A 25,400-nucleotide genomic window follows, 5' to 3' on the forward strand; every position below is an offset into this window, starting at 1 on the left:
ATGGCTGATCGTAAAGCCACTTTACAGATTGACGGCCAATCCATTGAGTTGCCGGTACTTTCACCAGCGGCAGGCAAGGATGTAGTTGACGTCCGAACTTTGGGCAAGCATGGTTACTTTACCTTTGACCCTGGGTTCCTGGCTACAGGCTCTTGCGAGTCGGCTATCACCTATATCGATGGTGAGAACGGAGTTTTACTGCACCGCGGCTACCCAATTGGCGAATTAGCAACTAAGGCAGATTATTTAGAAGTTTGCTACATGCTGTTACACGGCGAAGCGCCCGACGAAAAGCAATACCATGAATTTAAAGACACCATTACTAAGCACACCATGGTGCATCAGGGAATTCATAACTTCTTTAACGGCTTCCGTCGTGACGCGCACCCAATGGCAATGCTCTGTGCGGTAACCGGTGCTTTATCATCTTTCTATCACGATGATTTAGACATTCATGATGAAAACCAACGTTTACGCAGCGCTTACCGCCTAATTGCTAAGATTCCAACCATTGCAGCAATGGCGTATAAATTCAGCATTGGGCAGCCGTTCGTATACCCGCGTAATGACTTAGGTTATGCAGAAAACTTTCTGAACATGATGTTCTCTGTACCGGCTGAAGATTACAAAATTAGCCCAGCCGTTGCCCGTGCTATGGATCGCATTTTTACTTTGCATGCTGACCACGAGCAAAATGCATCAACTTCAACGGTTCGCCTTGCCGGTTCTTCTGGCGCAAACCCATACGCTTGTATTGCGGCCGGTGTTGCTTCTTTATGGGGACCTGCACACGGTGGTGCAAACGAAGCTTGTTTGCGCATGCTGGCTGAAATTGGCTCAGTAGAGAACATTCCAAAATACATCGAGAAAGCAAAAGACAAGAACGACCCGTTCCGTCTAATGGGCTTTGGTCACCGTGTTTACAAGAACACCGACCCTCGCGCTACCGTTATGCGCGAATCTTGCCACGAAGTATTAAAAGAACTGAACCGTGACGATCCATTACTTGACGTCGCGATGGAACTTGAGCGTATCGCGCTGGAAGACGACTACTTCATTGAGAAGAAACTCTTCCCTAACGTTGATTTTTACTCTGGTATCGTACTGAAAGCGATTGGTATTCCGACCAATATGTTCACCGTTATTTTTGCGCTATCACGTACTGTCGGCTGGGTTTCTCACTGGCACGAAATGATGGGTGAAGCGAACCAGAAAATTGGTCGTCCACGTCAATTGTATACCGGTTATACAAAACGCGAGTTTTCACCAATTAAAAAGTAAGATAAGTTCGTTTTGAAAAGCGCTCATTTGAGCGCTTTTTTTATGTCTATCGCTAATTAGTTTGAGTACATCGCTTTTTACCCCTTACAGAACGTGCAACCAGGCCTCAGTTTCTTTATACTACGTCGCATTTCGTTGGTCGCCACAGAGCTGACAGACAAATTCATTTTCAACGTGCTTAAGCAGGTTGCAGATAATTACAGAGAGGCTTATGCAGCAAGTAGTTAATGTACAACAACCCATCATTACACCACGCAAATTCAAGGTATATCAGCATCGCCAATTAGATAAAATTGAGGCGTTAAAAAAAGTGCCTGCTGACATGCGCTTTGAAATGAAAGTTGTTGCTAATGTTCTGCCATTCAGAGTTAACGAGTATGTGTTTAATGAACTCATTGACTGGGAAAATGTACCCAATGACCCGCTGTTTCAACTGACATTTCCACAAAAAGACATGCTGGAGCCCTCGGCATACCAGCGTATGGCCGACTTGATGTCGGGCAAGCATACCACTAACGAAGTGTTTGACTTAGCCACCCAGTTACGCGATGAAATGAATCCTCACCCTGCCGGGCAAATGCAAATGAACGTGCCGCATGTTGATGGCGAACCACTGCCCGGAATGCAGCACAAATACCGCGAAACGGTACTCTTCTTCCCGGCTCAGGGTCAGTACTGTCATTCTTACTGCACCTTTTGCTTCCGCTGGGCGCAGTTTGTCGGTAAAGCAACGCGGTTTAACTCAAACGATGCCGACCAATTGCACCGTTATTTGGCTCAGCACAAAGAAGTCACCGACCTGTTGGTTACCGGTGGCGATCCGATGGTTATGCGCACGCGTAAACTGGCACATTATTTAGAAGATTTGCTTAAGCCAGAGTTTGAGCACATTAAAACCATACGTATTGGTACCAAGTCACTGACCTTCTGGCCATATCGCTTCATTACTGACCCGGATGCGGATGATATGCTGCGCTTGCTAGAGCGTTTAGTCGCCGGCGGCAAACACGTTTCAATTATGGCGCATTTGAACCACCCCAATGAACTGCGTACCGAGGTTTGTCAGGAAGCTATCCGTCGCCTGCGTGCCACCGGCGCTCAAATACGCTGTCAGGCACCGCTGCTTAAGCACATTAATGATGATCCTGATGTCTGGGCTTCTATGTGGGAGAAGCAAGTACAGCTGGGTATGATTCCGTACTATATGTTTGTTGAGCGGGATACTGGCGCCAAACGTTACTTTGAAGTACCGCTGGAGCGCACCTGGGAAATATTCCAAAAGGCCTACCAACAAGTGTCGGGTATTGCGCGTACAGTTCGCGGCCCTTCAATGAGCGCGGGGCCGGGTAAAGTCGAAGTTCAGGGCGTGACCGAAATAGCTGGCGAAAAAGTCTTTGCTTTACGTTTTATTCAGGGGCGCAATCCTGACTGGGTGCAACGCCCCTTCTTTGCTAAATATGACCCGGACGCAACTTGGTTGCATCAATTAAAACCGGCCTTTGGTGAAGAAAAGTTCTTTTTTGAAGACGAATATTCAAAAATGTCAGCGATGGATTAACCATCGCCTGCCCGTTTTCGTGCCCGCTGCAGGTCTTCTTCAGTATCAATACCTGTAGCCGGTGCGAGAATGGCTTCAGCCACGTGAATACGCTCACCATGCCAAAGTACCCGCAGTTGCTCTAACGATTCAAGCTGCTCTATAGGACTGGCCTGCCACTCAATGTAGCGTCGCACAAAACCTGCCCGATAAGCATAAATACCAATGTGTCGATGGTAATGATCAACAACGACATCTGTTGCCCGGTCGGCAGAAAAATGCTCTCTGTCCCAGGGAATAGCCGCACGACTAAAGTACAATGCATAGCCGGCTGCATCAGTAACCACTTTTACCGTATTAGGATTAAAAATATCCTCTGCATCGGTAATCGGCACGGCCAACGTTGCCATAGGCGCCTGTCGCTGATTGGCTAAGTTGTCTGCTACCTGTCTAATAATCTCAGGTGGAATGAAAGGCTCATCACCCTGAACATTAACCACCACCTCATTTTCTGCCAGAGCCAGCTGTTCGATAACTTCTGCCAGTCGCTCCGTACCCGAAGTGTGTTCACTGGAGGTCATCATAACGCGACCACCAAATTTCTCGACGCCTTCTTTTACCCGAAGATCATCAGTTGCGACAATCACTTCCGCAGCGCCACTGGCTTCCGCTCTTTCAACCACGTGTTGAATCATTGGTTTGCCAGCAATGTCTGCTAAAGGCTTACCCGGCAAACGGCTAGAGCCATAACGAGCGGGAATAACAACGGTAAAACTCATGAAGGAACCTTTTCTAACTCTTGTGCGGACAGTTCTCGTGCTTTATCCGCTAACAGTACCGGAATGTTTTCATCAATCGGATAAGCCAGACGCTCTCCCCTGCATACCAATTCGTCTTTTTCTGTGTAATACGTCAGCTTGCCTTTACACTTTGGGCAAGCCAAAATCGCTAATGTTGTTTTATCAATGGACATTTTTCTTCCTTTCCAGCTCCACAAGCAAATTGGTTTTCATTACTTCGGGCAGCTTCGCGTCAATCGTTTGGTAATACCAATCAGGCTGGGCAAATTGTTGGCACTTCCCGGCATCTTTTTCAGTCATTAATATAGGCTTACCCATTAATTGAGAAAAGTCCCTCTCACTAAAAACATGATGATCGGCAAATGCCTGACTTTTCTCTAGCTCAATTCCCTGGTCTGCCAGCGAATTAAAAAATCGATGAGGATAGCCGATGCCAGCGACCGCGTTATACTTATCCTCGGTTTTGAGCTCAACCTTCTCATTATTATCAACCCGGAACCAACTGCCGGGCTCAACATCCACCACGTGTCGGGCAAAAGCATGACGACCGTAATTAGAAATGACCCAGTCAGCGCCTTTTAATCGCCAGGGGCCTTCTCGTAAAGGACCAGCAGGTAATAACCAACCATTTCCGGTTCCTCTTTCAGCATCTAACATGATCAACTCAATATCACGCTTTAATGCATAATGTTGTAAGCCGTCATCACAAATAATCACATCAACGTCCGGGTGCTGTTCTGTCATCAACTGTGCCGCTTTTCCTCGCTTAGGGGCAATGATAACCGGACAGCCGGTCCGTCGACGCATAAGCAAAGGTTCATCTCCGACTTTTGCTGGCTCATCAGTCTCTGCAACTGAATGAGGAAAAGGTCCTTTGGCGCCATAACCGCGACTAATGATTCCCGGCTTCCAGCCCTCTTCTTTCAGCCACTGACATAGCGCAACCACCAGAGGTGTTTTCCCGGTACCACCCACACTGATATTACCCACCACAATGACAGGAACTTTCGCCTTATAACGAGGAGCCAGGCCGGAAAAATAAAAGCTCCGGCGCAAATTGGTAATAAGCCAAAACAGCAAAGACAGTGGTGTAAGCAAATAAAGAAAGGGGTGCAGCTTGGCTTTATACCACTGCTGTTGAAGCCACATTAGGCACCCCCACTAAACTGCAGGTTATACAGTTGAGAATACGCGCCTTCCTGCTCCAATAATTGTTCGTGGGTACCACGTTCGATGATCTCACCGCTGTCCATAATCAGGATCTCATCCGCATTTTCAATGGTCGACAGTCTGTGAGCAATAACAATAGCAGTACGGTTCTGACGCAGAGTTCCCAACGCATCCTGAATATGGCGCTCTGATTCCGTATCCAGCGCCGAGGTTGCTTCATCCAAAATTAAGATGGGTGCGTCCTGCAGCAGTGCCCGGGCGATAGCAATACGCTGACGTTGCCCCCCCGATAACATAACACCGTTTTCACCCACCATAGTATCCAGCCCTTTCGGCATATTATCCGTAAACTCGGTGACATAAGCTTGTTCCGCCGCTTTAATGATATCGTCACGAGACAGATCTTTTACTGCACCATAAGCAATGTTGTTCGCGATCGTGTCGTTAAACAGGGTTACGTGCTGAGAAACCAATGCAAATTGACGTCTCAGACACTTCAACTTGTAATCATTAATATTATGACCATCCAATAGAATCCGTCCCTGTTGTACGTCATAGAAGCGGGTAAGCAAATTAGAGATGGTTGATTTACCGCTGCCCGAACGTCCTACCAGCGCTACTGTTTTGCCCCGATCAACACGAAAGTTTATGTGCTGAAGAGCCGGCTCATCGTCTTTTTGATAAGCAAAAGTCACGTCGTCAAAGACAATATCACCTACTGCACGATCAATGGCTCGCGACCCTTTGTCGATTTCAATTGGCTCGTCAAGTATCTCAAACACACTGGTGGCAGCCGCAATACCACGTTGAAAATCACTGTTTACATTAGTCAGCTGTTTCAACGGACGCAACAGCATCAGCATCGCCCCTAATAATGTTGTAAAAGCCCCCGCGGAAAGCTCACCTAACATTTCTGGGAAACTCGCTATTACTAACACCATCGACAGGCTTAAGGATGCGATAAACTGGATCACCGAGGTACTGATAGCCCGTGTGTTCACCAGTTTCATATTTTGATTACGGGTAATATTGTTTATTTCAGAAAAGCGTGCAGACTCTTTTTCTTGCCCTTCATGCATGACCACAACCTTATGGCCATTAATCATCTGTTCTGCGGTTGTGGTGACATTACCCATCGCGGTTTGAATTCGGCCGCTCACTTTACGAAAACGCCTAGAAACAACGCTGACAACTTTTGCAATTAAAGGGCCTATCACTAAAAACACCAACGATAATTGCCAGCTGTGATAAAACATCAGGCCTAACAGCCCAATGACGAATGCACCTTCTTTAACCAAAACTAAAACAGCCCGACTACTAGCTTCCGATACCTGCTGGGTGTCATAGGTTATTTTTGAAATTAAATCGCCGGTGGAATGCTGGTCGTGAAAACCTACCGGTAGCTTCATCATATGGTCAAACAACTGCTGACGCATTTTAGTTACAACTTTAAAACCAACCCAATTCAAAAAATAACTGGAACCAACGTTAAGTAAACCACGCAAAATGAAGATAAAAGGAACAAAAACCGCACCATAGATGAGAACGTTAGAGTTTTGTTCTGTCAGTCCATCATCGATTAAAGTTTTGATTTGAGATATGAATAAGGTGTCGATGCCTGCGTAGCCAATCATGCAAACAACAGCAACAATAAAAGCCGCTTTATAAGGTTTGATATAGCCTAATAAACGTTTAAAGGTGGTCTTTTTCTTAAACTGAGAATCCATGTAGTCTCAAATTAGTTATTAACACTTTGAGTATTCTACCTGTTTTCAAAGGGTAACTCCAAACTCCATGTACTGCCGTTACTGATAATAGTTAATTGCCCGTTGTCTTTGGTGCCGAACCAAGGCGTATGAGTGCGGGAAAGGCGCTTCAATGTATAACGGTGCGGAAAACGGTACCCACGATGCCTGCCATAGCTAATCAAGTAGATGTCTGCATCGACAGCTTGCAATAACGGCCAACTGCTTGAGGTTTTACTACCATGATGCGGGACAAGCATAACATCGGAGCTGATTTCGGCAGGCGAATCTAGCCTTGCCAACAGCAATTGCTCTGCTGGCATTTCGATATCGCCAGGCAGAAAAACGCTGAAATCACCAAAGCTAAAAACTAACACGCATGAGCGGTTATTTTTACTTAATTGCATCGTTCTTTGAGAGTCACTCGTTGGCCAGAGCACTCTCCAGTCCATACCGTTCCACTGGCCTGAGTCATCAGCTTTGCATGGCGTATCACTGCCGTCACCCCGCCACTGTAACTCAGGGTAACGCTGCGAAAGAAACGCTCTACCGCCGTTATGATCACTATCGCCGTGACTAATAAAGGCGTATTCAGGAACCAAACCATGATAATTTAGAAAAGGTTCAATAACTGATTCTGCGACGCTGAAACCCGAATTAAATTCAATGCCAGTGTCAATTAACATCGCCCGCCCATTTCTCTCCAGAACCACTGCCTGGCTCTGACCCACATCCAGAACATGAAGGCGCAAGTTACCGTCTCGTTGATTAAACAGTGCGAAAACAGACACAGGTAAACACAGCAATAAGCCGAAGCGCTGCCAGACATGCCTGACCGGAACTAATATGACTGCGATAAGAGCCAGTAGAAGAGCAAAGCGAGCTTCGCGGGTTATTGGCCATTGATTCAACTGCAGCCAATTAACTGGCTGTTCAGCCAAAACCTCTAGTATCGGATTAACATAGCGTAAGGGCAGTTCAGCCAATTGCCAAAAAGTTTCGGCAAAGTTTGAATCAAAAACAGCAAAACCTGTCCCGGTTAAAGCCAGCGGAAGTAGCCAGAAGCTGATAATCGGCAGCACCAATAAGTTGACCACTGGAGCCAGCAATGAAAATCCACCAAACAGCAGAAACGAGAGCGGAGACATCACAACAAGCAGCAGCCACTGAATTGACCAAAGGTTTTTGATAGTGGAAAACCGCCCACGGATTTTTTGCCAGCGCCAGCTTGCTAAAAACAATGCGGCAACGGCTGTTATCGACAACCAAAAACCCGGATCCTGCCAGGCAAGTACGTCAACGATCAACACTGACACGGTGACTCGCAACAATAAACTCAGCGGGCTCACCTTAAGGTTTAAAATCACATGCGCGAGCACAACCAAAAACATGGTCAGTGCTCTTACTGTGGATATGGGAAAATCGGCCAAGGTGGCATAAAATATTGTAACAAAGGCCGCAAAAACTAATGACCCAACGCGAGTATTTAACCGCTCCCGGGCCTTTAAACCTACTGGAAGACAACAAAAACAGAAACGAAACAGCAAAATCGCAGTACCGGCAACCATACCAAGATGCAATCCTGATATCGCTAAACTGTGAGCCAAACCGTTTTTTTGCCAAGTTTCACGAACTGCAGGCGTCAGTAAGCTGCGCTCGCCAATGGTTAGTGCGGCGAGTATTCCCGGATGAGCCAGATCCGACTGCGTCAATTTGTCAAAAATTCTTTGCCGCAAACTAACCGACTCAGCCACCGGTTTTCCGTGTTGGATAGTGCCAATGGCATAAATATTATTACGCAGTAAGTATTGTCGATACCTGAAGCTACCATGGTTACGATAATCGGTTGCTTGCTTTAGTCGCACACCCAGCTGCCAGCGCTGGCCGATTTTAGGCATGTCGGTTCGGTTATCCCTATACCAATTCAACCGGACTCTGGGTTGTTGCCAGTAAGGCAACGCCTCATCAAAAAGCCTGACTACCTTACCCGTTACCCGTAAGTGATATGGGTAGCGGCGTGATATTTCATCAACAATTAAGGTTAACTCGCTTTCGGTATCCATTAGAGAGTCTGGTATGGCACGTAAATTTTGCCAATAAAGGTTGGCATTAGCCCATAAAATACCGCAAAATAACGCCATCAGTAGTGGTACGGTCGATCGCCGTTTTATTCTTCTCTGTCCCAAATTCAGAAAGGCGTAAGCTATCGCCAAAAGTAGTAATGCGATAGTTGAAACAATGAGCCAGAATTTACTGTCAGAGTGTAATGAGGCGGATAGAATGCCGCCGAGAAATACAAGTAACCAGCGATCCATCGTTGCTCCTTCCGTGGGGCAGTAACAGGATAGGTAATAAACGTCATATTATGGCTAGACGCTTCATTAAACGCTTAATGCCTGATCATCAAAAAGTGCGTGATTCAAAAGCGATCCGCTTGTTTGGCAGCCTTTTGCACGATGCAAACCTATGGCATCTGAACAGGCGTTCGGCTTCAGGTGCTTTTGCGGTAGGCTTATTTTGCGCCTTTATACCTGTCCCTTTTCAAATGTTATTAGCAGCGGCTTCGGCCATTCCGTTTCGCGTCAATCTGCCACTTTCAGTGGGGCTTGTCTGGGTCTCTAACCCAATAACGATGCCACCCATGTTTTATCTTTGTTATCTGGTTGGGAATGCCCTGTTAGCTGAGCCTCCACAGCCTTTCGCTTTTGAAGCCAGTTGGGAATGGCTGATGCACAGCATTTCAACCATAGGTCCTGCATTTCTGCTTGGATGCTTAGTTTTAGGCACTTTATCCAGTTTTATCGGCTACGTTGGCATTCGGCTACTTTGGCGCCAGTCGGTCGTTAAAGCCTGGCGGCGCCGTAATCCTTAAAGCAACTAAACACTCTCGTGCAAAGCCTGAGCAGGCTCAACTTTTACGGCCCGCCAGGCCGGGTAAATAGTCGCCAGCAAACTCATTACCATTGCCACCGAGGCAACCAGGAAAATATCCGGCCAAATCCATTGAGACGGGACCTCACCAACAAAGTAAATGTCACTGGAAAGCACATCGAAATTAAACCATGTTTCCAGAGTCATCATGATATTCGGTAAAAACTGAGCCAGAAGTACCCCGCTCGCACAACCAAAAGCGACACCGTAGAGCCCATTCATAAGCCCCTGAAATATAAACGACTGCAATAAATCTCTATCCGTCATGCCTAACGTCTTTAACATGGCAATTTGGCTACGTTTTTTAGCGACAGTCATAATTAAGGTTGAAACAATATTGAAGCAGGCAACCGCCATCACTAAGACAAGAACCAGATAAACCACCCAACGAACCAACTCTATATCGCGATATAAATGCCCATGGCTCCGCGTCCAGTCATCCAGGTAAACGAGTTCAGACAGCTGATTCCCAACCTCTCTGGCAACCTCCGGGGCTGAAAACACATCGTTTAAACGCAAACGAACTGAACTGACATCACTGGCAAAGTTTAGCTCATCTTTTGCTGTTTCCAGCGAAACATACGCGTTGTGATAGTCAATCTGTCCACCAAACTTAAAGACTCCGGTAACCTGGAGTCTGACGCGTTCTGGTGAGCGAAAGCCTTGCTCTGACTTTTCCGGCGTCAACAAAGAAACTGAATCGCCAACCGACAACTTCAATTTTTCAGCAAGTCCTGCGCCGAGCAACAAGCCGCCTTTTTGTTGCCAGCGTTGCCAGTCTTCATCACTAACATAATCGGATAACGCCGACACTTTTTGCTCATGCTTTGCCGATATTCCACGCACCTGAATGCCGTGAAACGTTGACTGTGTCTGCACCATAACGGTGGCGTTAATTCCGGGCGCAGCAGCAATAACCTGAGGGTGTTGCTGCGCAATTTCGGCAATACCTTCCCAGTCCTCCAGTTGCCCTTCAACAGCGCTGTATTCAACCTGAGGAACAACCGCCAACAGCCTTTCCTGTAGCACTTGGTTAAAGCCGTTCATCATAGACAGTGCCGCAATTAAAACAGCGCACCCCAGCGCAATACCAATGGTTGATGAGGCCGAAATAAACGACAGAAACCCTTGCTTAGCGGTTCCCTGACGAAACCGTCGGGCAATTAACCAGGCAAGCCGCATTAGTCTTGTTCCTTATGTAAAAGTCCGTTTCTCAGAACTTCTACACGCTGCAACTGTTCAGCCAAGTGCAAGTCATGAGTTACAACAATAAAAGCGGTGCCCATTTCCTGATTAAGCTCCAGCATTAATTGATAAATACTCTCCGCAGCTTCACCATCCAGGTTCCCGGTAGGTTCGTCAGCAAGAACGACCTGGGGTTTGTTCACAAAGGCACGAGCAATAGCCACTCGCTGCCGTTCACCTCCGGATAACTGAGCTGGCCGGTGCGATAACCGATGTTCCAAACCGACTCGCTCTAATAACTGCTTTGCCTGTTGTTTAGCCTCAGCCGGACTCTTACCTGCTATCATTTGCGGCATAGCGACGTTTTCCAAAGCCGAAAACTCAGGCAATAAGTGATGAAACTGATAAACAAACCCCAGGTTTTGATTGCGCCATTTTGCCAATTTGTCTGCTTTCCAATGCGTCATTTCCTCTGCTTTGTAAAACAACTGTCCACTTGAAGGCTTATCCAGACCACCCAGCAAATGCAATAACGTGCTTTTGCCCGAACCTGAGGCACCGACAACCGCGACCATTTCTCCGGGTTGCAGAGCAAATTCAATGTCTTTTAACACGGTCACTTCGTTGCTCCCGTCCTGATATGATTTACTCAGTCCTTTACAACGCAACAGCGCGTCAGTCATAGCGTAGAGCCTCCGATGGTTGGACATGTGCTGCTTGTGATGCAGGATATAAAGTTGCCACCAGGGTTAATACAATTGCAGCAACAGCAGTAGCAATAATTTGGAAAACATTTATAACAATGGGTAGACCTTCTTCTGAACCCGCAAATATTCGCGCGCCGAATAAGGTGAGAATGTCATTTAGATACCAGCTTAGTAACAGACCCAGAATGACACCCAATAAAGAACCCAGTACACCGTTATACAAGCCCTGAAGTATAAAAACTGTGCGAATATGACTATTTGATAAGCCCAGGGTTTGCAATATGGCGATATCGTGACGCTTATCGTTTATGACCATAACCAAAGCCGATAGCGTGTTAAAAGCGGCAACGGCAATAATTAGCGCCAGCATTAACCACATCATTCGCTTTTCCATGCCAACGGCTTCAAACAACTGACCATAGTTTTGACGCCAGTCATTAACGCTTAAGTCAGTTTGATGACGAAGGCTCTGGGCAACTTGCGGCGCCTGAAAAGCGTCATCCAAGAACAGCTGGAGCCCCGTCACTTTTCCCTCTGGTAAGCGAATAAGACGTGCTAAATCACTACCATGCGCAAAAACAACCGACTCATCAACTTCGGAGCCCATCGCAAATAAGCCACTGACCATAAAGCGACGTTGTGAAGGCACTAAGCCAAATGGCGTGTAAACTCCGCCTTGCGCCGCGATAACCCGAATGTTATCGCCTACCGTTATTCCTTGCTTCTGTGCCAGGCGTTGCCCTATAACTAAATGATAACTGCCAGCTTTTAAATTTTCCCACTGGCCTGTAATCATCTTATCAGTAAGAGAGGGCGGCACGGCTCCTGTATCGGGGTAGATGCCCTGTATATTCGCTACCGACATTTTCTCCGATAGCTGAAGTATCGCCTGTGTTTGCACATAAGGCATTGACCCTTTAACAGAGGTTAATTGTGGCAAGCGCTCCTGAGTTTTTTGCCAGTCGGTTAACTCGGTTGTACTACCAGCGTCTGTTAGGGTTACCTGCGGCACGGCGCCCAAAATACGGTCTTTCAACTGACCTTCAAAACCATTCATAACCGACATCACAACCACCAATGCCATAACGCCAAGAGCAATACCGGCAAAAGCAAAGCGATTGATAAAAGCGGTGAACGCAGACCCCTGCCTTGCCCGGCTATAACGCAGGCCAATAAACAGCACGACCGGCTGAAACATATACCCTCAATTATTTGATGGTTGCTAATTCATAACGAGCAAGGATAATGAGTTGTATTGAGCCTGACAACTAAAAGCCGACACAATGACGCAATCGCAGACATCAATGACATCACCAATCGGAGATTTCTTCACTGTAGGAGATCGTTTCCCGGTCAATTTAATTGCGCTGGAATCGGCAGATAGTATTCCGAATGAAGACGCCTTTATTGCTGAAATTCCGGAGCTCTTTACTATTGCGTCCAGCATGGCTGAAAGTGATCAGCAGCAACTGCAAAGTATCAAAGTTGAGCAGTCGTCAGGCAGTGCGTTAGTGGCTTTTCTTGAACAGCAACACAAACGCATGAACATTCTACTCGGTTACATGCTTCGCAACGAAGATGATCCTGAGCATCGCTTTGAGGGCGTTGAGTATGGTGGGGGCGGTATCCGTATACTCAATGATTCTCCCTTAACTGAGAGACAGGTATTTCAGGCTAAGCTGTTTTTTAAAGAAGAAGCACTGGCAATATATTGCTACCTTACCCTTGATAATTGTCAGCAAGAAAAAGACAGCGAGCGCTATCGTTGCACGCTCAGTTTTTCTCAAATTCGCGAAGAAGATCAAGAGCTGTTGATTCGGGCCAGCCTTCACGCTCAAAGCCGTCAGCTTAAAGAACGTTCAAAGCAGCGCCGCGAACAAAAAGAAAGCGACACCCCATCATCCAAATCCTGATTGATTTCGGTATAATACCGACGTTTTTCCAAACCAGTTGAGTAGTCATGACTAAGGCATCTGTATTAAGACCTCCTTTTCCACCGGCAACAAATAACGATATTACCTGGCAGGAACTGCACGGCAGTGCGCCTGCTCTGGCTCTTGCCAAACTAATAGACGCCACGCCCGGGCGGGTTTTAATCGTAACAGCGGATGCCAATCAGGCACACCGGTTAGAGCAAGAAGTTAAATACTTTGCCGGTGAACACACGGAGTACCATGACGACATTACTCTGTTCCCGGACTGGGAAACCTTACCGTATGACAGTTTTTCGCCGCATCAGGATATTATTTCCGATCGTTTGAATGTGCTCGCGCGCCTTCCGGATGCTAAGCGCGGAGCATTAATTGTCAGCGTTAACACCCTATTGCACCGCATTGCGCCCACTTCTTTCGTTCAGGGGCAGGCATTACAAATAGAAAAAGGCCAGAAACTCGACAGCCTGAAGCTGCGACAACAGTTGGAAAATGCAGGCTACCGCCACGTAAACCAGGTTATGGAGCATGGTGAATTCAGTGCCCGCGGTTCTATCTTAGATTTGTACCCAATGGGCAGTCAGACACCGTATCGTCTGGACTTTTTTGATGATGAAGTCGACAGCATTCGGCCGTTTGACCCTGAGACTCAGCTTTCAAAAGACCCAATAGATGGGATAAACCTACTACCAGCGCACGAGTTTCCGTTGACCCAAACAGCCATTGAGCGCTTTAGGGCAAGTTACCGCGAGCACTTCGAAGCCAGCACTGAACGCGAATCAGTTTATCAGCAAGTGAGTAAAGGCCAGTTGCCCGGCGGCATCGAATATTATCTTCCGTTATTTTTTGAAGAAACCGCCAGCTTGTTTGATTACCTTCCGGACGACACGGTACTGGTTACCTTTGGTAACATTCAGGCCAGCCTGGAGCGGCTCTGGCAGGACATTAATCATCGCTACGACCAGCGCCAATTCGACCCATTGCGACCGCTTCTGCATCCAAATGAGTTATTCCTTCCGGTTGATAATATTCACGCTGGCTTTAAACAATACCGCCGGGTACGAGCCAACGTACCAGCCGAGATGGCACAACCCGGACCAACACCCTTTCTGACTGAAACAGTCACTGAGATAGCTGCTGATCATCAGCAAAAGCATCCTTTTGCCAAGTTAGAAGCTAAGTTAGAGCAGGCGCAGGCCAACAACGAAAAGGTTTTGCTTTCTGCTGAGAGTGCGGGCCGGCGTGAAGCTCTGCGTGAAATTGTCAGCAAGCTTGGTTTTCAGGTGAGACTCTGCTCTGGATTAGAAGAGTGCCCAACCCAACAAATCGGGTTAATCATAAGTCCAGTTATTAACTCCTTTTATTTGCCGGATGCAAAACTCTGGTTTATCACCGAAACCGAGCTGTTTGGTAATCGCGTTGTACAAAGCCGCCGACGTCAACAAAAGGCAACCGTCAGCGCCGACACGCTCATTCGCAACCTAGCAGAACTGCAAGCCGGTCAGCCTGTTGTCCATCTGGACCACGGCGTGGGCCGTTATCAGGGGCTGACCACGTTAGATGCCGGTAATGTCACCACCGAGTTTGTCACCATTGAGTACGCCGGTGGCGCCAAGCTGTATGTCCCGGTAGCAAGCCTGAACGTATTAAGCCGTTACAGTGGCGGCGAAGAAAGCCATGCTCCATTGCATAAACTGGGTAACGATGGCTGGGAAAAAGCCAAAAAACGAGCGGCGGAAAAAGTGCGTGATGTTGCGGCAGAACTGCTCGACATTTATGCCCGCCGCGAAGCGAAACCCGGCTACGCATTTAACATTAATGAAGAAGACTACCAACGCTTTGCCGCGGGTTTCCCCTTTGAAGAAACCATTGACCAACAAGCCGCAATCGATGCCGTGAAACAAGATATGCAACAGCCTCGTGCAATGGACCGGTTAGTGTGTGGCGACGTAGGTTTTGGTAAAACCGAAGTGGCAATGCGCGCGGCCTTTATTGCGGTTAATGAAGGCAAGCAAGTGATGGTGCTGGTTCCCACCACCCTGCTTGCCCAGCAGCATTATGAAAACTTTAGTGACCGTTTTGCTGATCAGGCCATTCGGGTTGAAGTGCTATCGCGTTTTAAAACCGCAAAGCAATCCAAAGGTATTCTTGAAGATTTATCAAACGGCAAGGTCGATATTGTCATTGGTACGCACAAATTGTTGCAGGACAATGTTAAATGCCATGATTTAGGCTTACTGGTCGTGGATGAAGAACACCGCTTTGGTGTAAGGCAAAAGGACACCATTAAGCGTCTTCGTGCGGATGTTGATATATTAACTCTGACCGCAACGCCTATTCCAAGAACCTTAAATATGGCCATGAATAACATTCGTGATCTGTCGATTATTGCCACTCCACCAGCTAAGCGCTTAGCAGTGAAAACCTTTGTCCGGGAGTACGACGAACCCACGGTTCGAGAAGCTGTGCTGAGGGAGATTCTGCGCGGTGGTCAGGTTTATTTCTTACACAATAATGTCGACACTATTGAAAAAACCGCGGCAGATATCGAAGCGTTGGTTCCCGAAGCTCGTGTTGTAGTTGCTCACGGACAAATGCGTGAGCGTGACCTTGAACGCATTATGTCGGACTTTTACCATCAGCGCTTTAATGTTCTGGTCTGTACCACCATTATTGAGACCGGTATCGACATACCCAGCGCCAACACCATTATTATGGATCGCGCCGACCACCTGGGACTGGCGCAAATGCACCAACTGCGAGGCCGGGTTGGACGATCTCATCATCAGGCTTATGCCTATTTATTAACGCCACACCCTAAACGTATGACCAAAGACGCACACAAGCGGCTTGAAGCTATCTCTCAGCTTGAAGATTTGGGAGCAGGCTTCATGCTTGCAACTCACGATTTGGAAATTCGTGGTGCCGGTGAGCTGCTAGGTGATGATCAAAGCGGTCAAATTGAAAGTATTGGCTTTACTTTATACATGGACATGCTGGAGCAAGCGGTCAAAGCCTTAAAAGAAGGCAAAGAACCCGCGCTTGCACAGCTGTTGCACGAACGTGCTGAAATTGACTTAAAACTGCCGGCACTTTTACCCGAAGCTTACATACCGGATGTTAATAACCGTTTAAGCTTGTACAAACGAATTGCCAACTGTGAGACCAGTAAAGAACTGGATGATCTGCAGGTGGAATTAATTGACCGTTTTGGCCTGTTACCGGACGCAGCCAAGAACTTGATGCGCCAAACACAACTGCGTAATAACGCCGAGCAACTGGGTATCCGTAAAATTGATATTGGTAATCAGGGCGGTATTATTGAATTTGCCGACGACACGAAGATTAGCCCCGAAGTCATTATTGGGTTGATTCAAAAAGCGCCCAGTTACTACAAGCTGGATGGACCAAACCGTTTACGTTTAAGTCAATCACTGGAAGATACTCAAAGCCGGTTAAAACTGGTAGAGTCTCTGTTAGAAGAATTTGCAGAACAATCTCAGGCGGCGTAACACAGGAGTGAAGGAATGACGCTGGTGCATCGTGGATTAAAATCGGTACTGGGTTTAACAGCAGCTCTAATGGCATTGGTGTCTGTTGATGTCGTGGCTCAGTCTGATAAAGACTACTGGCGCTGGTTTGAAGTAGAAGTGCTGGTTTTTAAACATACCGCCACAGACCAGTCCGGCGAAAACTTCTCGTTAACAATGCAGCCAATAACCATCGCTGGCAGCCGCGATTTACTCACCTCTTATCATAGCCAGCAAAACCGCTCGCTTCGTGCCGCTTTACCTATTTGTGAAACACTATCGGAGCAAGAGTGGCAGTTTGACGTCGCCTGCCAGTATGAAAACGAAGACCAATGGATCCCCATTGCAGGTAACCCGTTTGCTCCTTCACATATTTTATCTGAAATGGCATCTACGGAGGTCGTTATCGATGGCCCGGGCGGTAATATAGAAACAGCGTCACAACCGTTCTTAATGCCTGAAGACGTCTTAGAACTGTCACCTATCCGTACCGAATTGAACAACAAAGGCCAGGGCAAACCCCTGTTACACCTTGCCTGGAGACAGCCGGTATTTACTCGCAATCAGGCCAGCAAGTTCCGCTTGTTTGGCGGTAAAAACTACAGTGACGAGTTTTTCTATAATGGCTTCCCTCAAGAGCGTGAAAAACTTAACACACCGCTGTCCAGCGCCAGTCAGCAACAACGTATGGACAATATCCAGAGCCTGCTTAACGTTATTAATTCCGGTAAGGAACCCTTTCGCCGTTTAAATGAAACAACCCCAGTTCGTCCACCACTGATGGCAGCAGGCCAACCCAATCTTTCCTGGGAGTTCGACGGACTGATGCAGATTTTTTTAGTGGGTAACTATCTGCATATTGATGGCGAGTTTAATTTACGTGAAACAGACAGAATTCAGCGCACAGCAAACGATATAGAAGAACAAGCATCGTTAGCTCTCAATAATGCCAGTGAACAAATTCCTTATCTACGTAGCTATTATTTTTCACAGTTACGGCGGGTCATCAGCCACGAAACGCACTACTTCGATCACCCCAAGCTTGGCGTCGTTGTTCAAATCCGTCGTACCGATTTATCCGCTCCAAGGTACTAGCAGGTTTCGAGGCAACTATGGAAAAATATGAAGAATTGCTACTTGCTCTTAGAAAAGTCATTCGGGCCATTGATTTATATTCTAAGCAATTAAACAAGTATTCAGGACTCACCGCGCCTCAGTTATTAATTTTGCGAGAAATTAACGCCGCCAATGGCATAACCGCCAGTAAGATTGCTCAGAATATCAACTTAAGTCCCGCAACCGTTTCAAACGTTATTGAGAGACTCGAGCATCGCCAGTTCATTCACCGGCATCGCAGTGAAAAAGATAAACGCCGGGTTTCTCTGTACCTGACCGAACAGGGGCTTACATTGCTGGAAAAAGCGCCGCAACCACTGCAGGAAGACTTTATTAAAAAGTTTCAGGCATTGGAAGAATGGGAGCAATCGCTACTGCTTTCATCAATGCAAAGAATTGCCAACATGATGGATGCGGAGCGCCTGGACGCGGCGCCCGTACTCGAAGTTGGAAGCTACCACAACCTGGATCATTAATATGAATAAACGACTACTTAATGTGTTACCCGCTCTCTTTCTGTCGGGGACTGCCGCTGCAAGCACCTGTGATAATGATAACGATATAACCTCTATTGCAAACATTCAGGGTGAAACCGAGCTTTCCCAAATGGTCGGCGAACAAGTTAATGTGCGCGGTATAGTCACCGCCACGTGGCAAGCAACCGACGGTCTGGGTGGTTTTTTTATTCACAGTTTTGCTGAAGATGCCGATGAGAATCCGGCCACCTCTGAAGGGCTATTTGTCGTCACAGACAAGCAGCACTCGACTGTCACGACAGGAGAACAGGTAAAGCTATCCGGAGAAGTTGACGAGCGCTCGCAGTTAACCTCTCTGGTTAATGTATCCAATATGACCACCTGTGGTAACGCTACTAGTACTCCTGAAGTGACTGCGTTGCAGCTACCCGTAGACTCACTTAAAAAGCTTGAGGCCTTAGAGGGAATGCCCGTAACACTGTCCTCTGCTAAGGATGAAGAGCTGACTGTATCCGGGCACTACAATTACCCGCGCCATGGTTTTTTTGATGTCTCCTCGGGCCGCTTATGGACACCGACACAAATTGTTATGCCCGGCAAAGATGCCAAGCGCCAGAAACAGGAAAACACACTGAATCGGTTGCAGGTTGATGACAACAGTCAGGTTGTTGAACCGAGCCCACTGCCCTTTAGCTCCCTTCAACACGGGGAGCAACGCAGCCTACGCTCCGGCTCAACAATAGACAGCTTTAGTGGCATTATCAGCCAGTTTAATGACGGCTACAGAATTCAGCCTACCGAAGAACTCGTACTAAAAGCTGTATCAAAACAACCTCAGTTGGCGGAAAAGAACAGTGATGCCATTCGTATTGCCAGTTTTAACGTTTTGAATTTCTTTAATGGCAATGGTGCCGGGCAAGGCTTTCCAACACCGAGAGGAGCTGATACCCCCGAGCAAATGGAACGCCAACTACAAAAGATTGTGGCCGCACTGACAACGATGGATGCCGACGTTATCGGTTTGATGGAGCTAGAAAACGATGGCTTTACTGAACGCAGTGCCATTATACAGTTGGTTAATGCACTTGAACGTGTCTCAGGCAAAGATTATGAAATAGCCGAACCCCGTGCTGAGAAAATTGGCACCGATCAGATCACTGTTGGTATTATCTATCAGCCTGAACGCGTTAAACCAAACTCTCATGCTCTGTTTACCCGGCAAGGACCATTTTCCTGGGGAAGCCGCCCGCCACTGGCACAAAGCTTTATTCACGAAAAGACTGACACTGAGTTCAGCGTTATTGTGAACCATTTTAAATCGAAAGGTAGCTGTCCGGAGGACTCTGAAAGCCCTAACAGCAATCAAAATGATGGCCAGGCTTGCTGGAACGATTTGCGACTAAAATCCTCAGAGCAACTGACACAATGGATTGAAAAGGAACCCCTTGTAAATCCGATACTTTTGGGGGATTTTAACGCCTACTATCACGAGGACCCGATTCGTTACTTCAGCAAAAATGGTTTTTATAACCCTTCCGATGCGACTGATTACTCGTATGTTTACGACAGCCAGGCCGGTGCTTTAGATCATGTTTTTGTTGCGGATTCGCTCAAAGACAATATTCAGGGAGTGTATCATTTGCCTTTTAACGCGGATGAGCCTTGGGTTTATGACTATCGTGATGACACATACTTTTCCGAAGGACCATTTCGTTCGTCGGACCACGATCCTCTGGTACTCGATTTACGCTTTTCTGGATCCGGCATGTAAGCATTGTCGGTGCCAAAATGAACCTCAAACTCAACGCCAACTAACCACTGGCCGCTACGCTGCTCTGCTAAATGACCGCGTGGCCAGTGGTAACCCACCCAGCCTTCAACAAAAAACCATTCTCGCAAGTAACGCTGACGATTTAAAAATCGCAATCCGTAATCTCGAATAGGCACTTCATGATCGGTATTGCCTTCTATCCAGGTTTCAGTAGCCCAGGCTTTATCTTCGCCATACAAATGGTATAAACGCGCGGTACTGCTCCAGCGAACACCATCCGTTTCTTCCGCAAAAGTACCTATTGAAGCCCACCTGAGTAACCAGGTTTCAGTTAAAGTCGCTTCATAATCGACACGCTGTGCAACACCAAAACCATCGCTGTCACGCCAGAAAGCTGAAGACTGAGTACGAACCTGTTGATTATCGGAAAAAACGATACCGGTCATGTAACGTGCTCTTGCATAAGTATCAAAACGCAGGCCTCCACGAATACCGATACTGTAAGACACGCGATGAGCTTCGTTAATTTCCGGGTCGAAGCCCAGGCCCACTAACCACTCTTCATCAGATTCAGGCGAACGAATAACGGAAGGCCGGCCAGCAGAATCATCATCCAGAAACTCGTTTTCATCAACCCGACCAATAAAAGCTGAAAAGTTTTCTTTAAGTTTGGGTAAGGCAACACGCGCTCTAAAGCGTGATTTCACTTCAAAGCCATCATACTGATCCCACTGCGGTGCAACCGAAAGCCGACCGTAAGAACGCTCATATTGACTGATGCTTTCATCTCCGAATAAGCCATCGACCCAGCGAGCTGTTGCATCAACAGATGAACCTAGTCCGCTACGAAAACTGTCCAGCCACATGTCATCTTCTTCGTCTGACTGCTGCAATGCAACGGCAGGTTGACAGCTAAGGCTGAAAATAAAAGCTAACCAAGTAATCTTTTTCATATTGAACGGTCTATAACTAAACACCACCTGTGGTTGGAGAATACAATGTCGCTTCGCCTAATAATTGTTACTGCCAGTTTGTTAGTATCTTGTATCAGCATGGCACAGAATAATGAGCCAACAAAGCAAAAAAATGAGAAAGTCGCTACTTTAGCTGGCGGCTGTTTTTGGTGTGTCGAAGAAGCTTTTGAAAAAATGCCCGGCGTCCGGGAGGTTGTATCCGGTTACAGTGGCGGCGATGAAGCTAACCCAACTTATAAGCAAGTTGCCGGAGGACAAACCGGACACACAGAAGCAGCCCAAATTTACTATAACCCGGATATTGTCAGTTATGCCGCTTTGCTTCAGAAGTTATGGCGCATCAGTGATCCAACAGACAATCAGGGACAATTTGTGGACAGAGGTCAACAATACCGCCCGGCTGTTTTTTATCATAATGAGCAACAAAAACGTATTGCCATGCAGTCGCGCCAATGGCTTGATAAAAATGGCCCCTTCCCGGACCCTGTGGTTATTGAAATAACCCCTTTTAAAAGCTTCTATGAAGCGGAGGAGTATCACCAGAATTACTACGATAAGAACCCGGTTCGCTACCGCATCTATACTTATAACTCCGGCCGGTACGACTTTGTGGAAAAGCACTGGGGAGACACATCTGACGTCGATTATCAGCAATTCACTAATGAAAGCCCTAGCGGCCAAAGTGACGAACAGGTCTACGTACAGCCCAGTAAACGTGAATTAAAAGAACGCCTAACGGACATTCAGTACGCGGTCACTCAGGAAGATGCTACGGAACCCGCGTTTGACAACCCCTACTGGGATAATGAACGCCCTGGCATCTACGTCGATGTTGTTAGTGGAGAACCACTTTTTTCATCAGCCGACAAATACGAATCGGGAACCGGCTGGCCAAGTTTTACAAAACCGATAACGTCCGATGCTGTTGTTGAAAAAGAAGACGACAGCTGGTTTTTCACCCGCACCGAAATTCGCAGTCGCAAGGCTGATTCACATGTTGGCCATGTTTTTAGCGATGGGCCTGAACCAACCGGATTAAGGTATTGCATGAACTCAGCCGCACTACGGTTTATTCCTTTAGAACGAATGAAAGAAGAAGGTTACGGTGACTACATTTCTGCAGTCACCGGAGATTAAAAGACTAAACAGTCCAGCCCAGCTCACTCGCTCGTTGCTGGGCTTGCTTAGGCACGTCAGTCGCTACAAAGTGATGGTGCAGTACCTGAACGCCCAACATGTGGTTTATCACCGCATCAAGCTGCACACGCTCTTCATTGGGCACGTTATCATCCTGGTGCCGCTCAAACGTCCGCACCACTTCTTTATAGTCAAGCAGCCCAGCTGATTTTACCGCGTCTTCATTCAAAAACTGTTCTGCCAGCTTCTCAACGGCTTTCCATTTTTCCGGGTCGGTATGGGCCGGCGGTGCCATAAACGCAAACTTCTCACGCTTATACAGCGTTTCCGGTAACAAGCCTTTCATTGCCTCCCGCAACACATACTTCTCTTTATTACCTTTAATACGCAGGTGCGGTGGCACTGTAAAAGCGTACTCTGCCAAGTGATGGTCCAAAAATGCAGGGCGTGCTTCCATTGAGTTTGCCATGTCGACACGGTCGCCGCCCCAGGTCAGGATTTGGCCTTCCAGCATAGTTTTAATCCACACGTACTGAGCTCTGTCCAACGGATGTCGGCCATCGAGCATCTTCTTATCCAGCGTATCGGCAATAGCCTTGCTGGGATCATAGCTCTCAACTTGTTCACGTTTTTTCTCTGACATCAGCGGCAACGCAACCGATGAGCACGACAGCCACGGCTGCACACAGCTTGGGGTAAAGCCCATTTTCTGGTTAAAGGCGTCGCTGACAAACTCCTCACGAGCTAACATAGCGCCCTTAAAGAGTTTATTGTTTTTCTCCAGCAACTCTTGCCATTCAACCCGCTCCACTTCAGGCAAATGGTCGAGCCCATGCAGGAACATGTCCTTTCTAAAAGCCGGATAGCCGGCAAAAAGTTCATCCGAGCCCTCTCCGGTCATCACAACTTTATAACCGGCTTCGTGTACCTCTTTACTCATCAGATACTTGGCTACGCCCAGTGTGTTGTAAATTGTTCGTTCTGTGTGCCACAAAGTTTTCACAAAATGGTCATACAGGTCATCGGCTTTAAGCCGCATAATGTGGTGGTCAGCCTGAGTCGCTTCAGCCATTTCTTCTGCGATAGGTGTTTCATCATAATCAGCAGAATCAAAACCTATGGTAAAGGCTTTTACCGAGGTTTGAGTTGACGCAGATGCAAGTCCCAGAATGGCACATGAATCAATGCCACCCGACAGATAGCAGCCTACCGGGACATCAGCTGTCATTCGGTGCTGAACGGCTTCCAGTAATTTAGCGCGAACCCCTTCAATATAAGATTCTTCGTCAACATCGGCGCCCGGATAGCTCTCCTCAGGCGGAAAATCGACATCCCAGTATTTGTGTTCCGTCGCAACCACCTTGCCATTTTTTCGTTGTAACTTAACCACATAGCCAGGCTGAACCTGATTAATTCCTTCAAAGGCCGTAGAGCCCGGAACCATGACTTGAATAAGCTGGTGGTATAAACCCTCGGCCGAAAACTCCCGCTTAACATCCGGGTGGGCAAACAGTACTTTCAGTTCAGATCCAAAAACGACACCCTGTTCCGTTTCCGTCCAGTATAATGGCTTAATCCCAAAACGGTCGCGCACAAGATAGAGGCTTTCGTCTTTGGCATCGAACAAGCCAAACGCGAATTCACCACGCAGCTCTTTTAACGTATCTTCCAGGCCATAACGTTCAAACAAATGCAGAACAATTTCAGAGTCACTTTTGCTATTAAAGCGCGCGCCACGAGCTGTTAAGTCTGCACGAATGCGTTTAAAGTCATAAAATTCGCCGTTGTGAGTCAGCATCAATCGTTTGTCGGCTGACAAAAATGGCTGACGACCCCGCTTTTCGTCCAGGTCAATAATAGATAAACGAGCGTGGCTGAATCCCACGCCATAGTCTTGTTGTACTTCATAACCAAACCCGTCAGGACCACGATGATGCATTATCGCTGCCATATTCACTAAGGTTTGGGGGTCAATCGCTCTTTCCGTTTGATGATGAAAAACGCCAGCAATTCCGCACATTCTTTGCTTTTCCTCGTATCAGACGACATCAATGACGCGTTCAGCTCGCTGTACCATACAGGTCAGTAGCGCCATACGTAAAAACACCGCCCCCCGTGCCTGGCTGAAATACCAGTTATGGGGCGTATGGTCGAGATCGGCGGATAATTCTTCACCGCGCGCTAATGGATGTAAAATAATAGCGCTGTCTTTTAGCGGTGACTGCGCCGTTAAGTGAAACTCACTGCCATAAGTACTAAAGGTATCACCTTCCCATGAAATAGCGTTGATATAAACCACGTCAAGTTCTGGTAGTACCTGCTCTAAATCGCGAGTCGTACGAATCTTTATTCCGGCTTGTTCAATCTGCTCTCGTTGCTCACTTCCGAATAACTGAGTCGACGATTCTTCGTCATGAATAATGACAATTTCATCGATTGCTTTTGGAAACTTTACTAAACATTTAATAAAGCTGCGCACGGTACGCATTTTATCTGGTACACCAATAATGCCGATTTTTATCGGTGCTTTATCGGCTTCGTCCGTCACTAAATCGGGACGCCATTTAAACAGTGCGTACATATCCGTAAGCGCTTGGGTTGGATGTTCATCTGAACCATTACCGGCATTAATAATGGGAATGCGCAGCGAATCAATCATCTCTTCCAGTGAGCTTTCATTATTGTCCCTTAACACCACACAGTCGCCATAGTTATTAAACATTTCAGCCACATCGGCCAAACGCTCACCTTTGGCTATACCAGTAGTAGAACGGTCAGTAATTGACATGATATCGCCGCCTAACCGGTGCCAGGCGCTTTCAAATGACAAACGAGTCCGCGTACTTGGCTCATAAAACGCGCTGATTAAAATTTTGCCCTGCAATGAGGTACTAAAACGACGGGGATTAGCTTCATATTTAGCTGCAAGTCGAAATAACTGCAGCATCCCCAGCTGCGAAAACTGGTCAGCAGATACCACATGCTGATTCGATAGTTTCAGCAGGTAATCACCATCTTCCTGAATTGCTTTCAATAACGCCTTTGGGTGAGCATCGCCACACACATCTGGGCGATCTCGTTCAAAGGAGACATCCTTTATAGTCATACA

Annotated in this window: 20 protein-coding genes; 9 read left to right on the plus strand and 11 right to left on the minus strand. The window is 47.2% G+C overall.

What is annotated here, in order from left to right; genetic code table 11:
* Positions 1 to 1,281: a citrate synthase gene (gene gltA / locus CWI78_RS01795; RefSeq protein WP_126779682.1), complete on the plus strand. Its 1,281-nt coding sequence runs from the start codon at positions 1 to 3 to the stop codon at positions 1,279 to 1,281.
* Positions 1,282 to 1,492: 211 nt separating this feature from the next.
* Positions 1,493 to 2,839, plus strand: coding sequence for a KamA family radical SAM protein (locus tag CWI78_RS01800; protein ID WP_126779684.1), 1,347 nt, complete (start codon positions 1,493 to 1,495; stop codon positions 2,837 to 2,839).
* On the opposite strand, the gene kdsB is transcribed toward CWI78_RS01800, so the two are convergent.
* The 5 genes from kdsB to CWI78_RS01825 are packed head-to-tail and all read right to left on the minus strand — an operon-like array spanning position 2,836 to position 8,848.
* Positions 2,836 to 3,597, minus strand: coding sequence for a 3-deoxy-manno-octulosonate cytidylyltransferase (gene kdsB / locus CWI78_RS01805; RefSeq protein ID WP_126779686.1), 762 nt, complete (start codon positions 3,595 to 3,597; stop codon positions 2,836 to 2,838). The two genes, CWI78_RS01800 and kdsB, sit on opposite strands and share 4 nt — an antisense overlap.
* Positions 3,594 to 3,791, minus strand: coding sequence for a Trm112 family protein (locus CWI78_RS01810; RefSeq protein WP_126779688.1), 198 nt, complete (start codon positions 3,789 to 3,791; stop codon positions 3,594 to 3,596). Before CWI78_RS01810 ends, kdsB begins: the two co-directional genes overlap by 4 nt.
* Positions 3,781 to 4,767, minus strand: coding sequence for a tetraacyldisaccharide 4'-kinase (lpxK, locus tag CWI78_RS01815; protein WP_126779690.1), 987 nt, complete (start codon positions 4,765 to 4,767; stop codon positions 3,781 to 3,783). The genes CWI78_RS01810 and lpxK overlap by 11 nt, the downstream gene beginning before the upstream one ends.
* On the minus strand, positions 4,767 to 6,515 hold the full coding sequence (gene msbA / locus CWI78_RS01820) for a lipid A export permease/ATP-binding protein MsbA (RefSeq protein ID WP_126779692.1): 1,749 nt from the start codon (positions 6,513 to 6,515) through the stop codon (positions 4,767 to 4,769). Before msbA ends, lpxK begins: the two co-directional genes overlap by 1 nt.
* A 35-nt stretch (positions 6,516 to 6,550) precedes the next feature.
* Positions 6,551 to 8,848, minus strand: a complete 2,298-nt coding sequence (locus tag CWI78_RS01825; RefSeq protein ID WP_126779694.1) for a DNA internalization-related competence protein ComEC/Rec2 — start codon at positions 8,846 to 8,848, stop codon at positions 6,551 to 6,553.
* Between the two features lie 50 nt (positions 8,849 to 8,898).
* Between CWI78_RS01825 and CWI78_RS01830 the strand changes: the two genes are divergently transcribed.
* The gene (locus CWI78_RS01830) at positions 8,899 to 9,405 is read left to right on the plus strand and encodes a DUF2062 domain-containing protein (RefSeq protein ID WP_126779696.1); all 507 of its coding nucleotides are present in this window, start codon (positions 8,899 to 8,901) and stop codon (positions 9,403 to 9,405) included.
* A 5-nt stretch (positions 9,406 to 9,410) separates the two neighbouring features.
* On the opposite strand, the gene CWI78_RS01835 is transcribed toward CWI78_RS01830, so the two are convergent.
* From CWI78_RS01835 to CWI78_RS01845, 3 genes are read right to left on the minus strand one after another with little or no spacing between them, the layout of a single operon-like run.
* Positions 9,411 to 10,646 (minus strand): lipoprotein-releasing ABC transporter permease subunit, encoded by a 1,236-nt coding sequence (locus tag CWI78_RS01835; RefSeq protein ID WP_126779698.1) that lies wholly within the window; start codon positions 10,644 to 10,646, stop codon positions 9,411 to 9,413.
* Positions 10,646 to 11,332: a lipoprotein-releasing ABC transporter ATP-binding protein LolD gene (gene lolD / locus CWI78_RS01840; RefSeq protein WP_126779700.1), complete on the minus strand. Its 687-nt coding sequence runs from the start codon at positions 11,330 to 11,332 to the stop codon at positions 10,646 to 10,648. The genes CWI78_RS01835 and lolD overlap by 1 nt, the downstream gene beginning before the upstream one ends.
* On the minus strand, positions 11,325 to 12,554 hold the full coding sequence (locus tag CWI78_RS01845) for a lipoprotein-releasing ABC transporter permease subunit (RefSeq protein WP_126779702.1): 1,230 nt from the start codon (positions 12,552 to 12,554) through the stop codon (positions 11,325 to 11,327). Before CWI78_RS01845 ends, lolD begins: the two co-directional genes overlap by 8 nt.
* 106 nt (positions 12,555 to 12,660) lie before the next feature.
* On the opposite strand from CWI78_RS01845, the gene CWI78_RS01850 reads away from it, so the two are divergent.
* Genes CWI78_RS01850 through CWI78_RS01870 form a run of 5 tightly spaced genes read left to right on the plus strand, consistent with a single transcriptional unit; the run spans position 12,661 to position 20,180 of the window.
* Positions 12,661 to 13,269, plus strand: a complete 609-nt coding sequence (locus tag CWI78_RS01850; RefSeq protein WP_244213050.1) for a PilZ domain-containing protein — start codon at positions 12,661 to 12,663, stop codon at positions 13,267 to 13,269.
* A 47-nt stretch (positions 13,270 to 13,316) separates the two neighbouring features.
* Complete coding sequence (gene mfd, locus CWI78_RS01855) at positions 13,317 to 16,799, plus strand: transcription-repair coupling factor (protein WP_126779706.1); 3,483 nt, start codon at positions 13,317 to 13,319, stop codon at positions 16,797 to 16,799.
* 15 nt (positions 16,800 to 16,814) lie between these two features.
* Positions 16,815 to 17,912 (plus strand): peptidoglycan binding protein CsiV, encoded by a 1,098-nt coding sequence (locus CWI78_RS01860; RefSeq protein ID WP_126779708.1) that lies wholly within the window; start codon positions 16,815 to 16,817, stop codon positions 17,910 to 17,912.
* A 17-nt stretch (positions 17,913 to 17,929) separates the two neighbouring features.
* Complete coding sequence (locus CWI78_RS01865; protein WP_126779710.1) at positions 17,930 to 18,409, plus strand: MarR family winged helix-turn-helix transcriptional regulator; 480 nt, start codon at positions 17,930 to 17,932, stop codon at positions 18,407 to 18,409.
* 1 nt (position 18,410) lies between these two features.
* The gene (locus CWI78_RS01870; protein WP_126779711.1) at positions 18,411 to 20,180 is read left to right on the plus strand and encodes an ExeM/NucH family extracellular endonuclease; all 1,770 of its coding nucleotides are present in this window, start codon (positions 18,411 to 18,413) and stop codon (positions 20,178 to 20,180) included.
* On the opposite strand, the gene CWI78_RS01875 is transcribed toward CWI78_RS01870, so the two are convergent.
* Positions 20,084 to 21,133: a hypothetical protein gene (locus CWI78_RS01875; RefSeq protein WP_126779713.1), complete on the minus strand. Its 1,050-nt coding sequence runs from the start codon at positions 21,131 to 21,133 to the stop codon at positions 20,084 to 20,086. The two genes, CWI78_RS01870 and CWI78_RS01875, sit on opposite strands and share 97 nt — an antisense overlap.
* A gap of 45 nt (positions 21,134 to 21,178) precedes the next feature.
* On the opposite strand from CWI78_RS01875, the gene msrB reads away from it, so the two are divergent.
* Positions 21,179 to 22,291 carry a peptide-methionine (R)-S-oxide reductase MsrB gene (gene msrB, locus CWI78_RS01880; protein WP_126779715.1) on the plus strand — a complete coding sequence of 371 codons (1,113 nt, stop codon included), beginning with the start codon at positions 21,179 to 21,181 and terminating at the stop codon, positions 22,289 to 22,291.
* Positions 22,292 to 22,295: 4 nt separating this feature from the next.
* Here msrB and asnB read toward each other — a convergent pair whose 3' ends face one another.
* Positions 22,296 to 24,311, minus strand: a complete 2,016-nt coding sequence (gene asnB / locus CWI78_RS01885) for an asparagine synthase (glutamine-hydrolyzing) (RefSeq protein WP_126779717.1) — start codon at positions 24,309 to 24,311, stop codon at positions 22,296 to 22,298.
* A gap of 18 nt (positions 24,312 to 24,329) precedes the next feature.
* Positions 24,330 to 25,397, minus strand: coding sequence for an aspartate/ornithine carbamoyltransferase family protein (locus tag CWI78_RS01890; protein WP_126779719.1), 1,068 nt, complete (start codon positions 25,395 to 25,397; stop codon positions 24,330 to 24,332).
* Between the last annotated feature and the right edge of the window lie 3 nt (positions 25,398 to 25,400).

The sequence above is a fragment of the Idiomarina ramblicola genome (assembly GCF_003987255.1).
Lineage (GTDB): Bacteria > Pseudomonadota > Gammaproteobacteria > Enterobacterales > Alteromonadaceae > Idiomarina > Idiomarina ramblicola.

Coding starts and splice junctions, on each gene's coding strand:
- CWI78_RS01830 (WP_126779696.1), top strand. CDS start 8,899: ATGGCTAGACGCTTCATTAAACGCTTAATGCCTGATCATCAAAAAGTG.
- CWI78_RS01860 (WP_126779708.1), top strand. CDS start 16,815: ATGACGCTGGTGCATCGTGGATTAAAATCGGTACTGGGTTTAACAGCA.
- CWI78_RS01835 (WP_126779698.1), bottom strand. CDS start 10,646: ATGCGGCTTGCCTGGTTAATTGCCCGACGGTTTCGTCAGGGAACCGCT.
- CWI78_RS01810 (WP_126779688.1), bottom strand. CDS start 3,791: ATGTCCATTGATAAAACAACATTAGCGATTTTGGCTTGCCCAAAGTGT.
- gltA (WP_126779682.1), top strand. CDS start 1: ATGGCTGATCGTAAAGCCACTTTACAGATTGACGGCCAATCCATTGAG.
- kdsB (WP_126779686.1), bottom strand. CDS start 3,597: ATGAGTTTTACCGTTGTTATTCCCGCTCGTTATGGCTCTAGCCGTTTG.
- msbA (WP_126779692.1), bottom strand. CDS start 6,515: ATGGATTCTCAGTTTAAGAAAAAGACCACCTTTAAACGTTTATTAGGC.
- lolD (WP_126779700.1), bottom strand. CDS start 11,332: ATGACTGACGCGCTGTTGCGTTGTAAAGGACTGAGTAAATCATATCAG.
- CWI78_RS01845 (WP_126779702.1), bottom strand. CDS start 12,554: ATGTTTCAGCCGGTCGTGCTGTTTATTGGCCTGCGTTATAGCCGGGCA.
- CWI78_RS01890 (WP_126779719.1), bottom strand. CDS start 25,397: ATGACTATAAAGGATGTCTCCTTTGAACGAGATCGCCCAGATGTGTGT.
- mfd (WP_126779706.1), top strand. CDS start 13,317: ATGACTAAGGCATCTGTATTAAGACCTCCTTTTCCACCGGCAACAAAT.
- lpxK (WP_126779690.1), bottom strand. CDS start 4,767: ATGTGGCTTCAACAGCAGTGGTATAAAGCCAAGCTGCACCCCTTTCTT.
- asnB (WP_126779717.1), bottom strand. CDS start 24,311: ATGTGCGGAATTGCTGGCGTTTTTCATCATCAAACGGAAAGAGCGATT.
- CWI78_RS01850 (WP_244213050.1), top strand. CDS start 12,661: ATGACATCACCAATCGGAGATTTCTTCACTGTAGGAGATCGTTTCCCG.
- CWI78_RS01825 (WP_126779694.1), bottom strand. CDS start 8,848: ATGGATCGCTGGTTACTTGTATTTCTCGGCGGCATTCTATCCGCCTCA.
- CWI78_RS01800 (WP_126779684.1), top strand. CDS start 1,493: ATGCAGCAAGTAGTTAATGTACAACAACCCATCATTACACCACGCAAA.
- msrB (WP_126779715.1), top strand. CDS start 21,179: ATGTCGCTTCGCCTAATAATTGTTACTGCCAGTTTGTTAGTATCTTGT.
- CWI78_RS01865 (WP_126779710.1), top strand. CDS start 17,930: ATGGAAAAATATGAAGAATTGCTACTTGCTCTTAGAAAAGTCATTCGG.
- CWI78_RS01875 (WP_126779713.1), bottom strand. CDS start 21,133: ATGAAAAAGATTACTTGGTTAGCTTTTATTTTCAGCCTTAGCTGTCAA.
- CWI78_RS01870 (WP_126779711.1), top strand. CDS start 18,411: ATGAATAAACGACTACTTAATGTGTTACCCGCTCTCTTTCTGTCGGGG.